At 67.5% G+C, this 14,984-nt stretch carries 15 protein-coding genes; 7 read left to right on the top strand and 8 right to left on the bottom strand.

Translation table 11 applies throughout. The features are described 5' to 3' along the window. Window positions 1–130 precede the first annotated feature (130 nt). The 4 genes from AC3WMA_RS26450 (at window position 131) to AC3WMA_RS26435 (ending at window position 4,277) form a co-directional block, all read left to right on the top strand. Window positions 131–796, top strand: a complete 666-nt coding sequence (locus AC3WMA_RS26450) for an RraA family protein (RefSeq protein WP_492288241.1) — start codon at window positions 131–133, stop codon at window positions 794–796. A gap of 73 nt (window positions 797–869) precedes the next feature. After that, window positions 870–2,393, top strand: a complete 1,524-nt coding sequence (locus AC3WMA_RS26445; RefSeq protein WP_492288240.1) for an ABC transporter substrate-binding protein — start codon at window positions 870–872, stop codon at window positions 2,391–2,393. A 94-nt stretch (window positions 2,394–2,487) separates the two neighbouring features. Further along, window positions 2,488–3,405: an ABC transporter permease gene (locus AC3WMA_RS26440; protein WP_492288239.1), complete on the top strand. Its 918-nt coding sequence runs from the start codon at window positions 2,488–2,490 to the stop codon at window positions 3,403–3,405. Continuing rightward, window positions 3,405–4,277 carry an ABC transporter permease gene (locus AC3WMA_RS26435; RefSeq protein ID WP_492288238.1) on the top strand — a complete coding sequence of 291 codons (873 nt, stop codon included), beginning with the start codon at window positions 3,405–3,407 and terminating at the stop codon, window positions 4,275–4,277. The genes AC3WMA_RS26440 and AC3WMA_RS26435 overlap by 1 nt, the downstream gene beginning before the upstream one ends. 6 nt (window positions 4,278–4,283) lie before the next feature. Here AC3WMA_RS26435 and AC3WMA_RS26430 read toward each other — a convergent pair whose 3' ends face one another. Next, window positions 4,284–5,435: an acyl-CoA dehydrogenase family protein gene (locus AC3WMA_RS26430; protein ID WP_492288237.1), complete on the bottom strand. Its 1,152-nt coding sequence runs from the start codon at window positions 5,433–5,435 to the stop codon at window positions 4,284–4,286. A gap of 112 nt (window positions 5,436–5,547) precedes the next feature. Here AC3WMA_RS26430 and AC3WMA_RS26425 point away from each other — a divergent pair, with 112 nt between their 5' ends. Further along, window positions 5,548–6,741, top strand: a complete 1,194-nt coding sequence (locus AC3WMA_RS26425; protein ID WP_492288236.1) for a CaiB/BaiF CoA transferase family protein — start codon at window positions 5,548–5,550, stop codon at window positions 6,739–6,741. 6 nt (window positions 6,742–6,747) lie between these two features. Next, window positions 6,748–7,374: a TetR/AcrR family transcriptional regulator gene (locus AC3WMA_RS26420; protein WP_492288235.1), complete on the top strand. Its 627-nt coding sequence runs from the start codon at window positions 6,748–6,750 to the stop codon at window positions 7,372–7,374. Between the two features lie 2 nt (window positions 7,375–7,376). On the opposite strand, the gene pdxR is transcribed toward AC3WMA_RS26420, so the two are convergent. Then, window positions 7,377–8,804, bottom strand: coding sequence for a MocR-like pyridoxine biosynthesis transcription factor PdxR (gene pdxR, locus AC3WMA_RS26415; RefSeq protein WP_492288234.1), 1,428 nt, complete (start codon window positions 8,802–8,804; stop codon window positions 7,377–7,379). 75 nt (window positions 8,805–8,879) lie between these two features. On the opposite strand from pdxR, the gene AC3WMA_RS26410 reads away from it, so the two are divergent. Beyond that, complete coding sequence (locus AC3WMA_RS26410; protein ID WP_492288233.1) at window positions 8,880–9,503, top strand: FMN-binding negative transcriptional regulator; 624 nt, start codon at window positions 8,880–8,882, stop codon at window positions 9,501–9,503. A 19-nt stretch (window positions 9,504–9,522) separates the two neighbouring features. Here the strand turns inward: AC3WMA_RS26410 and AC3WMA_RS26405 are convergent, their stop codons facing one another. The 6 genes from AC3WMA_RS26405 to AC3WMA_RS26380 all read right to left on the bottom strand — a co-directional run bounded on the left by AC3WMA_RS26405 (window position 9,523) and on the right by AC3WMA_RS26380 (window position 14,954). After that, a complete protein-coding gene (locus AC3WMA_RS26405; RefSeq protein WP_492288232.1) occupies window positions 9,523–9,882 on the bottom strand; it encodes a hypothetical protein in 360 nt (119 codons plus the stop codon). Window positions 9,883–10,007: 125 nt separating this feature from the next. Continuing rightward, on the bottom strand, window positions 10,008–10,940 hold the full coding sequence (locus tag AC3WMA_RS26400; protein WP_492288231.1) for an ABC transporter substrate-binding protein: 933 nt from the start codon (window positions 10,938–10,940) through the stop codon (window positions 10,008–10,010). Next, the gene (locus tag AC3WMA_RS26395) at window positions 10,937–11,917 is read right to left on the bottom strand and encodes an ABC transporter substrate-binding protein (protein ID WP_492288230.1); all 981 of its coding nucleotides are present in this window, start codon (window positions 11,915–11,917) and stop codon (window positions 10,937–10,939) included. The genes AC3WMA_RS26400 and AC3WMA_RS26395 overlap by 4 nt, the downstream gene beginning before the upstream one ends. An 88-nt stretch (window positions 11,918–12,005) precedes the next feature. Next, the gene (locus tag AC3WMA_RS26390; protein ID WP_492288229.1) at window positions 12,006–13,502 is read right to left on the bottom strand and encodes a tripartite tricarboxylate transporter permease; all 1,497 of its coding nucleotides are present in this window, start codon (window positions 13,500–13,502) and stop codon (window positions 12,006–12,008) included. Between the two features lie 7 nt (window positions 13,503–13,509). Next, on the bottom strand, window positions 13,510–13,974 hold the full coding sequence (locus AC3WMA_RS26385) for a tripartite tricarboxylate transporter TctB family protein (RefSeq protein ID WP_492288228.1): 465 nt from the start codon (window positions 13,972–13,974) through the stop codon (window positions 13,510–13,512). Continuing rightward, window positions 13,971–14,954, bottom strand: coding sequence for a Bug family tripartite tricarboxylate transporter substrate binding protein (locus AC3WMA_RS26380; RefSeq protein WP_492288227.1), 984 nt, complete (start codon window positions 14,952–14,954; stop codon window positions 13,971–13,973). Before AC3WMA_RS26380 ends, AC3WMA_RS26385 begins: the two co-directional genes overlap by 4 nt. Between the last annotated feature and the right edge of the window lie 30 nt (window positions 14,955–14,984).

Below are 14,984 nucleotides of genomic sequence, written 5' to 3'. Positions count from 1 at the left end.
GGTCCCTGCCCCTTATGCAAACCCGCTGCCGTGGCAAGCCTATGCTTAGCATAGGAACTGTCTATTGGACCCGGTTTCGCGGCTTCCCTAGGTTCGGCAGAACGCGACATCCTCCAGCGCAAGGGCGACCATGACAGCGACCGGATCATCGGCCGAAGCCTCGATTGCTCAGCGCGCCGCGCTCTTCCGCGAGATCGAGACCGCGACGCTCGGCCATATCCTGACCGAGGGTTTCATGGTCCCGGCGATCCAGTGCGTCATCGAGGGGCCGCGCGTCTGCGGGCCGGCCCTCACCGTCAGCGTCCCGCCCGACGATGGCGCGGTGCTCTCCTGCGCGCTGACGCAGGCGAAGCCCGGCGACATCCTCGTCATCGACCGCCAGGGCGACGAGCGCCATGCCTGCTGGGGCGCGGTGATGACCGCCGCCGCTCAAGCCGCGGGCATCGTCGGCATCGTCATCGACGGCTTCGTCACCGATGTCGCCGCGATCCGGGCCTCCGGCCTGCCGGTCTGGTGCCGCGGCCGCTCGCCGCTGACGACGAAACTCCTCGGCAAGGGCGGCACGATCGGCGAGACGATCCAGTGCGGCGGCGCGACGGTGCGCCCCGGGGACCTCGTCCTCGCCGACGAGAACGGCGTCTGCATCATCGATCCCGCTAAAGCGGAAGCTCTCGCCCGGACCTGCGCCGCCATGCAGGCGGCCGAGCCCGGCATCATCGAGCGCGTCCTTAAGGGCGAACGCATCGACGAGATCAACGGCGCGCGGGCGCTCTACGAAAAGCTGCGGGCCTTATAGGCCGGTCGCGGCACCGCCCACAGAGGCGGGTCTCGATCGGATCATCATCCAGAAAACACAGGGGAACAGACCGATGAAAATCTTGGGAACGAACGCGCTGGCAGGCGCGCTCTTGGCCGCCTCCTTTGCACTAGCGCCGGCGCCAGCCATGGCCGGCAAGGCCGACGATACGCTCAACGCCGCCTTCGCACTCGAGCCGGAAGCGCTCGACACCTACAAGATCGCTGGCCGCGAGGGCCTGATCCTCGCCCGGCACATCTATGATGGCCTGCTCTACAAGGACCTCGATACCGGCGAGATCAAGCCGGCGCTCGCCAAGGCCTGGCGCTTCGTCGATCCCACGACGATGGAATTCGACCTGCGCGAGGGCGTGACCTTCCATAACGGCGCCAAATTCACCGCCGACGACGTGGTCTATACCCTTACGACCGTGCTCGACCCGGCTTACGGCACGCGCTTCCGCATCGCCGTGGACTGGATCGACAAGGTCGAGAAGGTCTCGGAGTTCCAGGTCCGCATCAAGATGGCCAAGCCCTTCGCCGGCGCCGTCGAGATGCTCGCCGATGCGCTGCCGATCTACCCGGCCACCTATTTCAAGGAGGTCGGCTCGGCCGGCATGGCGGCCAAGCCCGTCGGCACCGGCCCCTACAAGCTTACGGAGATGACGCCGGGCATCCGCTACGCCTTCGAGCGCTTCGACGGCCACTATGCCGGCAGCCCCAAGGGCAAGCCCGCGATCGGCAAGATCGTCGTGCGCACCATCCCCGAGCTCAACACCCAGTTCGCCGAACTGATGGCCGGCAAGCTCGACTGGACCTGGCGCATACCGCCGGACCAGGCCGCGCGCCTAGCCAGCCGCGTGCAGATCGTCAACGGCCCGATCATGCGCATCTCCTATGTCGGCATGACCGTCACCGGCAAAGGCAAGGACTACCCGACCAAGAACCTGAAGGTCCGGCAGGCGATCAACCACGCCGTCAACCGCGAGGCCATCGTCAAGGCCTTCGCCGGCGGCACCTCGCAGGTCCTCAACGCCGCCTGCAACCCCAAGCAGTTCGGCTGCGCCCAGGACGTGACGAAATACGCCTATGACCCGGCCAAGGCCAAGGCGCTGCTGACCGAGGCCGGCTTCGCCAACGGGGTCGACATCGAGATGGTCTTCGCCGCCATGCCGCGCCCGGTCGCCGAGGCGATCGCCAGCGATCTCGGCAAGGTCGGCATCCGCGTCACCCTCAACGAGCAGCAATATGCCGCCGGCGTGCAGAAATGGCGCGCGGGCGAATTGCCCACCTTCTTCACCAACTGGGGCAGCTACGGCACCGGCGACGTCGCCTTCATCATCTCCAACTTCTTCGGCGGCGGCGCCGACGATCTCGTCCAGGACAAGGACGTGATCGAGCTGGTCAACGCGGCCGACACCTCGCAGGACCGGGCGCTGCGCGAGGCGAACTACGCCAAGGCGCTGAAGAAGATCGCCGATCAGGCCTATTGGCTGCCGATGTACGACTTCAACATCAATTACGGCCTGTCGCAGCAGCTCACCTTCAAGCCCCATCCGGACGAGTTCGCCCGCTGGTGGCTGTCGAGCTGGAAGTAACGGCTTCACTCCTATCGCCGCGTCGCTTCCAGTCCCTGACTGGTAGCGGCGCCATCCCTGCCAGGCAGGCCGACCCGCTATCCCCGGAGCCGTCATGCTGCCCTTTCTCGCGCGCCGCCTGATCGTCGCCGCCCTCGTGGCGCTTGCCGTCTCGGCCGTCGCCTTCGGATTGATGTTCGTCTCCGGCGACCCCGCCGTCGTCCTCGCCGGGCAGGCAGGCAGGGCGCAGGATGTCGAACTGATCCGGCAGGCCTATGGCCTCGACCGGCCGATCCCGCTGCAGTTCCTGAGCTGGATCGGCAAGGCCTTCGCCGGCAATTTCGGCACGAGCCTCTATTTCAACCTGCCGGTGGCGCCGATCATCGCGGAGCGGCTCTCGGTCACGCTCGTCCTCGGCTCTCTCGCCTTCCTGCTCGCGCTCGTCGTCGCCGTCCCGCTCGGCATCCTCGCCTCGCTCAAGCCCGGCGGCACGCTCGACCGCATCGCGCTGATGCTCGCCGTGCTCGGCCAGGCGATCCCGAGCTTCTGGCTCGGCCTGATCCTGATCGTGATCTTCGGCGTCTGGTACGGGCTCGTGCCGATCTCCGGCACGGAAAGCTGGCAGGGCTACATCCTGCCCGTCGTGGTGCTAAGCTACTACGCCATGCCCGCTTTGATGCGCCTCACCCGCGCCGGCATGATCGACGTGCTCACCGCCGATTATATCCGCACCGCCCGCGCCAAGGGCGCCTCGCAGCCACGCGTCTTGCTGGTCCATGCCCTGCGCAACGCGGTGCTGCCACTGGTCTCGCTCGCGGCCGTGCAGTTCGGCCTGATGCTCTCCGGCTCGATCGTCATCGAGAGCGTCTTCGCCATCAACGGGCTCGGCCGCCTCGCCTGGGAATCGCTGCTGCGCAGCGACCTGCCGGTCGTGCAGGCGATCATCCTGATCCTCTCGCTGATCTACGTGACGCTCACGACAGTGGCCGACCTGATCAATGCCTGGCTCGATCCCCGCCTGAGGAGCGCCTGATGTCGATCGCCGACAGCCCCGCCGTCCGCCGGCGCAAGCTCTTCAAGGGCCTGAGCGCCAGCAGCGCCATCCGCATCGGCGGCGGCCTGCTCGCCATCATCGTCTTCGTCGCGATCTTCGCGCCCTGGCTCTCGAGCCATGATCCGATCGCGCAGGATCTCGGCAAGCGCATGATCCCGCCCTTCTGGTATCCGGGCTCGGACCCGGCACACTGGCTCGGCACCGACCATCTCGGCCGCGACTACCTTGCCCGCCTGCTCTATGGCGCGCGCGTTTCGCTCCTGATCGGGCTCGGCGTCACGCTCTGCGCCGGGTTCATCGGCACGATGCTCGGCCTCGCCGCCGGCTATTTCGGCGGCCGCGTCGATATGGCGATCAGCTTCATCGTGACGACGCGGCTCTCGCTCCCGATCGTGCTGGTGGCGCTCGCCGCCGTGGCCTTGGGCGGTGCCTCGCTGAAGACACTCGCGATCGTGCTCAGCCTCCTGCTCTGGGACCGTTTCGCGGTGGTCGTGCGCGCCGCAGCGCAGAGCCTGCGCAGCCGCGAATTCGTGCAGGCGACCCAGTCCTTCGGCGCCTCGCATCTCTACATCATGCTGCACGGCATCCTGCCGAACCTGCGCAACACGTTGATCGTGGTCGCAACGCTGGAGATCGCCAACGTCATCCTGCTCGAAGCCGCGCTCTCCTTCCTCGGTCTCGGCGCCCAGCCGCCGACGCCCTCTTGGGGCCTGATGATCGCGGAAGGGCGCGAGCACATCCTGTTCGATCCCTGGCTGATCGCCTTGCCGGGCGCCGGGCTCTGCCTGCTGATCCTGGCGGTCAACCTGCTCGGCGACGGCGTCCGCGACGCGCTCGACGAACGGCGCTGAGTTCGCTCAGCCCAGCGCCTTCACCATATTGCGGGCGATGACGATCTGCTGGATCTGCGAGGTGCCCTCGTAGATCCGGAACAGGCGCGCATCCCGGTAGAAGCGCTCGATGCCGTGATCGGCGATATAGCCGGCCCCGCCATGGATCTGCACGGCCCTGTCGACGACGCGGCCGACCATCTCGCTGGCGAAGAGCTTGCAGCAGGCGGCATCCGTCGCGACGTCTTCGCCGCGATCCTTGGCCCGCGCCGTCTCCAAGACCATGCAGCGCGCCGCATAGGCCTCCGTCCGGCTGTCGGCGAGCATCGCCTGCACGAGCTGGAACTCGGCGATCGGCTGGCCGAACTGCTTGCGCTCGACCGCATAACGCAGGCTGTCATCGATCACGCGCTCGGCCATCGCGACGCAGACCGCCGAGATATGGAGGCGCCCGCGATCGAGCACCTTCATCGCCGTGCGGAAGCCCTGCCCCTCGCGCCCGCCGAGCAGCGCGTCAGTCGGCACGCGGCAATCCTCGAAGATCACGTCCGATGTATGCGAGCCGCTCTGGCCCATCTTCCTGTCGACCGGCCCGAGCGAGAGCCCCGGCGTGCCCGCCTCGACGAGGAAAGCCGAAACGCCCTTCGCACCGGGCTGCGACGGGTCGGTCCGCGCGAACACCGTGAACAACCCGGCATGCGGGGCATTGGTGATGAAGCGCTTGGTGCCGTTGAGGACATAGCCGCCCTCGACCTTTCGCGCCGAGGTCTTCAACGAAGCGGCATCGGAGCCCGCTTCCGGCTCTGTCAGGGCAAAGGAGCTGATCAATTCGCCCGAGGCCAGGCGCGGCAGGTAGCGCTGCTTCTGTTCCTCCGTGCCGTCCATGATCAGCCCCTGCGAGCCGATGCCGTTATTGGTCCCGATCAGCGAGCGGAAGGCCGGCGAGGTCTTGCCCAACTCGAAGGCGACCCGGACCTCCTCCTCCATCGTCAGGCCGAGACCGCCGAACTCTTCCGGGATCGACAGGCCGAACAGACCCATCTCCGCGATTTCCCGGCGAATCTCCGCGGGAATGCGATCCTCCTGCGCGACTTGATGCTCCAGGGGCCGCAGGCGCTCACGGACGAAGCGCGCCACGCTCTCCAGTAGCCCCTGCATCGTCTCGCTGTCCAAGGCCATCGCCGTCTCCCTCGCTTGCCCTCGCCCGGCGCCTCGGGCTTCCTTGACAAGGCGAGGCAGTTAAATACCTTCCAGCCGGTAAGTAAATATCGAAAGCGCGAGGCGGCAGGCGATGGGCGCGGCACTGGAAGGCATCAAGGTTCTTGATCTCACCCGCGTCCTCGCCGGCCCCTGGGCGACCATGACGCTGGGCGATCTCGGCGCCGAAATCTGGAAGATCGAGCAGCCCGGCGCGGGCGACGACACGCGCGGCTGGATGCCACCCTCGGTCGAGGGCATCTCGACCTATTATCTCGGCGCCAACCGCAACAAGAAGAGCCTCGCCGTCGATATGGGCACGACTGAGGGCCGCGAGATCATCGTCGAACTCGCCCGCAAGGCCGATATCCTCGTCGAGAATTTCCGGCCGGCCTCGCTGCGCAAGTTCAGGCTGACCTATGAGGACCTCAAGGCGATCAACCCGCGCCTGATCGTCTGCTCGATCTCCGGCTATGGCCGCGGCCACGCGCAGGAGGAGCGGCCCGGCTACGACTTCATCATCCAGGCCGAATCCGGCTTCATGGCGATCACCGGCGAACGCGATGGCGAGCCGATGCGGCTGGGCGTCGCCTTCATCGACCTCGTCACCGGCATGAATGCCGTCCAGGCCGTGCTCGCCGCGCTCTACATGCGCGAGCGCAGCGGCGAGGGGCAATGGCTCGATATCGGCCTCAACGACAGCGCCCTGTTCTTCCTGGCGAATATCGCCTCGGGCCATCTCAATACCGGCAAGGAGCCCGGCCGTTACGGCAATGCCCATCCCAGCATCGTGCCCTACCAGATCTTCGCCTGCATCGGCGGCCGGATCGCCATCGCCGTCGGCAATGACGAGCAGTTCCGCCGCTTCTGCCGGGCGCTCGGCCTGACGCATCTTCCGGACGATCCGCGCTATGCGACCAACCGCAAGCGCACCGAGCATCGCGAAACCCTGCTCCCCCTGCTCGAACAGCATTTCGCGGGCCTGAACCTGAGCGAAGTGCTCGCCGACCTGCGCGCAGCCGGCGTGCCCGCCGGCGATGTCCGCAGCGTCGGGCAGGCCCTGAGCAGCGACATCGCCGAATTGCGCCAGAGCGTCGTCTCGGTGCCCTCACCGACGATCGGTACCTTCCGCTCGGTGCGCAGCCCCTTGCGGATGTCCGCGAGCCCGTCGCGCGAGCCGACGCCGCCGCCTGCGGTCGGCGAGCATACCGATGCGGTCCTCGCCGAGCATCTCGGCCTTGAGCCCGGGCAGATCGAGCGCCTGCGCGCTGCCGGCGCGATCGGCTGACGAGCCATGGCGGCGCCCAACAACACCGACACGAAACCGAAGCGTCAGGGTCGCCCGCCGACCATCGAGAACGCGCGCGACCGCATCCTCGACGACGCCGCCCGGCTTTTCGCCCGCGACGGCTATGACGGGACCTCGCTTAGCGAGCTCGCGGCCTCCGTCGGCGTCACCAAGGCGGCGATCTACCACTACTTCCCCAACAAGCAGGAGATCTACGAGGCGATCATCGTGCGCACGCTGGAAGGCTTGCGCCGCCATGTCTCGCAGGCGACGGCCGGCGCCTCCGGCCCGGAAGAGGCGCTCTCCCGCTTCATGACCGCCCATGCCGATTTCTTCGAGGATCACTATGACGGCTTCCTCACCATGCTCGTCGGCTATGGCGGCATGGAGAACATCGTGATGATCGCGGAGGCGCAGAAGCTGCGCGACGAGCACGAGCAGACCCTGAGGCAAATCATCGCCGACGGCGTCGCCAAGGGCGCCTTCCGCCCGCTCGATATCGACATCACCAGCCGCGCCGTGCTCTCGATGCTCAACTGGATGGTGCGCTGGTTCAAGCCGGGCAAAGGCCGCCGTGCCGCGTCCTTCGCGCAGGATTATTGCGACCTGATGCTCGGCGGCTTGCGCGGCTGATTTCAGGTCACCGCAGAAAACACCTTGGCCAGTCCGGCAACGCCGCGCCGGATCACATCGACCTCATGCGCCGCATAGCCGATGACGAAACCGGTCTCGGCCGGGCGCTCGGTCCCCGAGGCATAAAGCGGCCCGATCGGATAGAGGCCGATTCCGGCTTCGCGGGCCGCTTCGACGATCGCCGCCTCGCGCTCCGCTGGGACGCCGTTCAGCCAGGCGACGACATGCAGGCCGGTATCCGCGCCGGTCACGGTCAGGCGCGTCCCGCATTCATCGGCGAGAGCCTGCAGCAGCGCCGCCCGGCGCTCCGCGTTGCGCCGGCGGATGCTGCGGATATGACGCTCGTAGCCGCCGCTCGACAGGAACTCCGCCAGCGCCTCCTGCTCCAGCAAGGGCGTATGCCGATCGGTCAGGCGCTTGGCCTCCGCGAAGACAGGGCTGAGATCAGGCGGCACGACGAGATAGCCAAGCCGCAGCGTCGGCGAGAGCGTCTTCGAGACGGTGCCGAGATAGATCACCTTGTCGGGAGCGGAGGCCTGCAAGGGCGGGATCGGCGCTACACCATGCCGATACTCGCCGTCATAATCATCCTCGACGATGACGGCCCCGGCTTCGTCCGCCCAGTCCAGCAAGGCGCGTCGCCGCGCCGCCGAAAGCACGCTGCCGAGCGGATACTGATGCGACGGCGTGACATAAGCCAATCGCGCCGCAAGCAGCCCCTCCGTTCGGATGCCCTCCCGATCCACGACGGCAGGCACGCCCACCCCGCCGGAAGCCGCGAAAGCATGCCGCGCCAGCACATAGCCGGGATCTTCCATGACGAAGCTGTCGCCGGGATCGAGCAGCAATCGGGCGCAGAGATCGAGCCCCTGCTGCGAGCCGTTGACGACGATGATCTGCTCCGGCGCGCAACTGATCCCACGGGCGCGCCACAAATAGCTCTGCAAGGCCTCGCGAAGCGGAGCCGAACCCTGCGGATCGCTGTAGCGCAAACGCTCGGCCCGGCGCAGGCTCGCCCGGTTGAGCGCGCGGCGCCAGGCCAGCATCGGAAAATCCGCCCCGTTCAGATCGCCATAGCGGAGATCGGCGACGCGGTAGGTCTGGAACCGGGCCGGCGCGGGCAAGGCAAGCAGGCGCTCGGCAAAATCGGACAGGACCCGCACGCTCGCCGGAGCATCGGCCTTGGGTATTGGAGCAGCCGCAAGCCCGCGCGCCACGACGGCACGCGCGCCGGGGCGATTGAGCAGATAGCCCTCCGCGATCAACTGCGCATAAGCGGCCGTGACCGTGGTGCGCGACGCGCCCCATTCGGCAGCAAGCGCCCGGCTCGACGGCAGGCGGTCGCCCGGCCGGTATTCCCCATCATGAATGCGCTGCTTGATCGCGGCGATGATCCGGCGGGTGACGCCCTGCTCTTCCAACTGGACCACAGAAAACCTTCAGAACTGGATATTCCTGAAGGTCCAGATTGCAGGCATGACGGCGGCGGCACAAGGAGTTCCCGCATGTACACCCCACCGGCCTTTCGCGACGAGGACAGGACGAGCCTGCTGGCGACGATCTGCGCCGCGCGCCTCGCAACCTTCATCACCGCGACCGCAGAAGGCCCGCTGGCGACGCCGCTGCCGCTGTTCATCGATGAGAACGAGGGCGAGCACGGCGTGCTCTACGGCCATCTCGCCAGGGCGAACCCGCAATGGCGCGTGCCTGCCGTCGGCAACGGCCTCGCCATCTTCGCGGGACCGGACGCCTATGTGACGCCGAGCTGGTATGCGGTGAAGCAGGAGACCGGCAAAGTCGTGCCGACCTGGAATTACGTGACCGTCCACGCCTCCGGTCCGGTCGAGTTCTTCGACGACGCGACCCGCCTGCTCGATGTCGTCACCCGCCTGACCAACCTGCACGAGGGCGAGCGCACCGCGCCCTGGGCGGTCTCGGATGCGCCGCCGGAGTTCGTCCAGGCGCAATTGCGCGGCATCGTCGGCCTGCGAATGCCGATCGCGACGCTCGAAGGCAAACGCAAGCTCAGCCAGAACCGCAGCGCGGCCGACCGCACCGGCGTCGCCGCCGGCCTCGCCGAAAGCGAACGGCCGACGGAGCGCCATGTCGCGACCCTGATCCCGGTCTGAGTGGCGGGTCGCGCCGGAGTTACGACGCCCGCTTGGCGACGATGGTCAGTTCGCCGTCATTGTCGAGCGAGGCCAGCACCACGTCACGGGAGGTAAAGCCCTTCGTGGCCAACGCCGATTTCAGCTTGGGCTCGCCCTCGATTGCGGATTGGACCCGCTGGAGCTGCCCGGCCGGCTGCGCCTTCGACTGTTGCGTGACCTGCTCCTGCGCGGCAGCCGGCAATGCATCCATATCGACGACGCTGACCGTCTTGATCGTGGCGGCCTTCTCCTCCGAGGGCGCGGATTGGGCCGGCGGCTCCGGCGTGGCCGGCGCTTGCGCCATGGCGCCGCCCGAGACGAGCAGCGCGGTTCCGATGGCAATCATGGCCTTTCGCATGGAGAGTTCTCCTCTGTATTGGCGATGAAAGGCCCATCGGACAGCCTAAATGCGGTCTCAGGCTGGAGCCGGTCTGGTCATTTCGCGGTGATGTTGTGGCGAAGCCTGCCACAACTTCCACGGCCTCAGGCCGGCCGCAGCTGCGCGAAAACCTCCTGCGCCTCAAGCGGCCGCGTCGCCGGGAAGGCCCGCGCCAGCAGGTCGAGCGCCTCCTGCAGGCGGGGCGGATCGACATCGCCGTCGCGCACGCCCTGCCGTTCGGTATGGTTCATCTCGATGGCGAGCGTGCCCTTGAGGCGGCGCAGGTTGATCGCGCGGTCGAGCTGGGGCCGCATCTCCATCACGGCATCGATCCCGGCTTCCGGATCGGCGCGCAGATCGGCGAAGCCCTTCGCCACCGCCTCAACCAGCACGCGCGCCAGGCCTGCATCGGCGAGCAAGGCAGGCGATGCCAGCAGGGAATTGCCGTAGAAGGACGGCAGCCAGTCGCGGTACTCGATGAAGCCGACCTTGTCCTCGATCGAGAGGCCTTCCTCGGCGAGCGAGGCCTTGATCGTGTTGACGAAGCCGAAGACGCCCTCGCAATCGCGCGTCTCGACCATCCGCCGCACCATCAGACCGAGCGAGTCCTCCGAGAAGATCAGCTTGACGCGGGAGGCATCGATCCCGGCCGCCACCACGAGCGCCGGAAACATCTGCAACGCCGCGTCATAGGTATGGCCGAGCACCGTGCGCCCTTCCAGGTCGCGCGGCGTCGCGATGCCCTCGCCTGTCCGGACGGCGATGGTCAGCGGCGTCTGGTTGAAGGCGGCATAGATCGCCTTCGGCCCGGTCTCCGGCGGCAGTCCGCCGAGCGCGAGCGCGAGCGCGTTGAGGTCGCCATAGGCGGCGTCATAGCCGCCGCCGAGCAGTTCGGGGATGACGGCGGAAGCGCCCTTGCCGGCATGCCAGTCGATCGAGATGCCGGCATCGGCAAGGTAGCCGCGGCGTTCCGCGAGGGCGAAGCCGGCATGAGGGCCGGCGAAGGGGCCGTTCAGGAGGATGCGCAGGCGTTTCAAGCGACGGCTCCTTGGGTCTGGCGGGTGCGGGCAAGCTCTGCAGCCGGCGGCAGGAAGCGGGCGGTGAACAGGCGTTCGGTCGCGGGGACGCGCGGCAGGTTCTGCGCGCTGGCATGGCGGCGGACGCTCTCGGTGAAGCGCACCGCGTCGATCATGCCGAGGCCGAGCCGCTCACCATCGGGATGGGCGAGTTCGACGGCGAGCGTGGTTCTCCAGCGGATGCGCTCGACCTCCCGGTCGGCCTCGGGCGCGAAGCTCAGCACGGCGTCGAGCGCGGCCTCCTCGTCGGCGAGGGCCTCGACGACGCCGCGATTGATGGCGGCGACCAGGCGCGCCAGCGCCTCCGGCTCCTCGGCGATGACGCGCGGCGAGGCCATGAAGCCGCTGCCATAGAAGAACGGGGCGTAATGGTCATAGCGCAGCCAGCGCAGTTGCGTCGCCGCGTCCTTGCCCTGTGCCGCCAATGCAGCGGTGATGGTGCTGACATAGCCGAACAGGCCATGCGGCCCGCGTTCCATGTCGAGCCGCGCCACCAGTTCCGCCATCGCCCCGTCGGCGGTCTCGACCTTGACGGCATCCGGATCGAGCCCGGTCGCCTCGGCGAAGGCCCGGAAGGTGCGCAGGCCCACATCGGAGGCATGCCCGATCATATGCTTGCCCTTGAGATCGGCCGGCGTCGTGATCGGGCTGCCAGCGGGCACCGCGACCGCCGCCGCCGAAGCGTTGAACAAGGCATAACAGCAGGTCGGCGCGCGCTCCGGCTCGGCCGCCGCGACCTCGATCAGCGAATTCAGGTCGCCGTAGGCAAGGTCGAAATCGCGCGCGACCAGTCCGGGCGCCGCGTTGTAAGCGCCGGTGCCCGGCGTGAACTCCAGTTCGATCCCGGCTTCAGCGACATAGCCGCACCGGATCGCCAGCAGCAGCCAGGCCTGCGGCCCGCTGAAATTGGCGTTGAGAAGCATCTTGAAGCGTTTCATCGCGAATGGCCCTTGCACGGGGAAAAAGTGGTCGCAGGGCGCGCTTCCATCGATGCGCACGCGCCCCGCGACCCAGTGGGAGGCCCCGTCACTCTTCCTTGAGCGTGTCGCGCGCCTGCCGCAGGCTCGGCAGCAGCACGACCATGAGCAGCACGGCCGCCGTCAGCAGCAATCCCAGGCTCAGCGGCCGCTCCCAGAACACGGAGAGGCTGCCGCGCGACAGGAGCATCGCGCGCCGGAGGTTTTCCTCCATCAGCGGCCCGAGGATGACGCCGAGCAGGAGCGGCGCCGGCTCGAATTCCAGCTTGATCAGGACATAGCCGAGGATGCCGAAGGCGATCGTCAGATAGACGTCGAAGACGGAGCTGTTGATCGAGTAGACGCCGATGCAGCAGAACAGAATGATCGAGGTGTAGAGCAGCCGATAGGGAACCTGCAGCAGCTTCACCCAGAGCCCGACCAGCGGCAGGTTGAGGATCACCAGCATCAGGTTGCCGATCCACATGCTCGCGATCATGCCCCAGAACAATTCGGCATGCTTGACCATGACCTGCGGGCCGGGCGTGATGCCCTGGATCGCCATCGCGCCCGCCATCACCGCCATCACCGCGTTGGACGGCACGCCCAGCGTCAGCAACGGGATGAAGGAGGTCTGCGCGCCCGCGTTGTTCGCGGCCTCGGGCGCCGCGACGCCCTCGATCGCGCCCTCGCCGAAGCGCTCCGGCGTCTTCGATATTTTCTTCTCGATCGCATAAGCCGAGAACGAGGCGAGCAGCGCGCCGCTGCCCGGCAGGATGCCCAGCGCCGAGCCGATCAGCGATCCCCGCAGGATCGCTGGCGTCGCCGCCCTCATCTCCTCCCGGTTCGGCATCAGCTCGCGGAAGGGGATCGCCTGCGGCCGGATGATCTCCTTCTCGAGATTGTAGATGATCTCCGAAAGCCCGAAGAGGCCGACCGCGAGGCAGACGAAATTGATGCCCTCCGCCAGCGCCGGCACGTCGAAACTCATCCTGGGCAGCGGGCTGTTCGGATCGGTGCCGACGAGGCCGAGCAGGATGCCGACCAGGATCATCATCACCGCCTTGAGCAGCGACCCGCTGGCGAGCACGATCGCGGCGACGAGGCCGAGCACCATCAGCGCGAAATAGTCCGAAGGCCCGAACTGGAGCGCCACCTTCGACAGAGCTGGACCGAACATCGCGACCAGCAAGGTCGAGACCGTGCCGGCGAAGAAGGAGCCGATCGCGGCGATGGCGAGCGCCGCGCCGGCCCTGCCCTTGAGCGCCATCTTGTAACCGTCGAGCGCCGTCACAAGCGACGAGGCCTCGCCTGGTACGCGCGCCAGGATCGCGGTGGTCGAGCCGCCATATTGCGCGCCGTAATAGATGCCCGCCAGCATGATCAGCGCCGAGACCGGCGCGACATGGAAGGTGGCGGGCAGCAGCATCGCCATCGTCGCGACCGGGCCGATGCCGGGCAGGACGCCGATCAGCGTGCCGACGAAGACGCCGAGCAGGCAGAAGCCGAGATTGGTCGCGGACGCGGCGACGGAGAAGCCGAGAGCGAGATTGCCGAGCAGATCCATGGCGCGCTCACCTCGGCAGGATGGGGATCGCCAAGCCCAACAGCTTGACGAAGATCAGGGCGGAAGCCGCTGCAAGGCAGACCGCGAGCACGACGTTCTCCCGGAAGCGGGTGATTGGGCTCGCGAAGCCGCAGACGATGATCAGGATCACGATGGCCGCGAGAATCCCGAGCCGGTCGATCGTCAGCCCGAACAGCGCGATGCCGGCGGAGATGACGGCCAGCGGCCTGAACTGGAAGTCCGGCAACGGCTTGCCGGATTTCAGCATGGCAGTGGCGATCATCGCGACGCCACCGGCGATGATCAGCCAGGAGACGATGGCCGGCAGGTAGCCGGGGCCCATCTGGCGCAGCACGCCGCGTTCGAGGTCCCAGGAGGCGGCGAGGCCGAGCAGTCCGAGCGCCGTGACCAGCAGCCCGGAGGCGAGCTCGGCCCGCCCCGGCCGGACGGGGGAGAGGCTGGGCTCGCTCATTGTCCCGCCGCCCCGGCGGCGATGATCATCGGCCGCCACACGTCGATCTGGTCGGCGACGAAGGCGGAGAACTCGGCCGAGGTCATCGGGTCGTAGTAGTTGCCGATCTTCGAGAATTGGTCGGTGGTAGCCTGGCGCGTGCAGATATCGGCGAGCGCGGCGCTCATCTTCTCCGCGATGGCCGGCGGCAGGTTGGCGGGCGCGCTGATGCCGTGCCAGTTCTTCACCGAGACATCGTAGCCCAGCTCCTTGAAGGTCGGGATGTTCGGCACGGCCGGCAGGCGCTTGTCGGAAGTGACGCCCAGCCCGAAGAGCTCGCCCGCCGCGATCTGCGGCACGCTGGTGACGATGCCTTCGAACTGCAGGCCGATGATGCCGGCCGTGAGGTCGATCCTGAGCGGCCCGGCGCCGCGATAGGGCACATGGAGGATGTCGATCCCCGCCGCGCGGCAGAAGGTGTTGCCGGTGATATGGCCGATCGAGCCGACGCCGCTGGAGCCGAAGCTGAGCTGGCCGGGATTGGCCTTGGCCTTGGCGATCAGTTCGGCCGCCGTCTTCACGCCGACATTGGCATGGGCCACCAGCCCGCCATAGGTCGCGCCGAGATAGCAGACATGGGTGAAGTCCTTGACGACGTTGTAGGGGATCTTCTTGAACATCGTCGGCGCGATGGTGAAGGGCGCGTTGTTGGAGAGCAGGAAGGTGTAGCCGTCCGGCTGCTCGCGCCGCAGGATGTCGCCCGCGACCGTTCCGCCGGCGCCAGGGCGGTTGTCGACGATGAACTGCTGTCCGAAATGCTCGGACAAGGCTGGCGTGATCGCTCGGGCGACGAAGTCGCTGGAGCCGCCGGGCGGGAAGGAGATCAGAATCCGCACCGGCTTCGTGGGCCAGGCGGGCTGCGCCTGGACCACGGCCGGGCATGCGAGCGCGGAGGCCGCCGCGAGCTTGCCGAAATGCCTGCGTGTAAGGGTTGTGACCATGACCGTTCGTCCTCTGAGCAGGCCCCTGAC

This window comes from Allobosea sp. FW305-C-101 (genome assembly GCF_058783685.1).
Note: the sequence above shows the minus strand (reverse complement) of the source record. Positions and strands in the feature narration are given on the sequence as shown.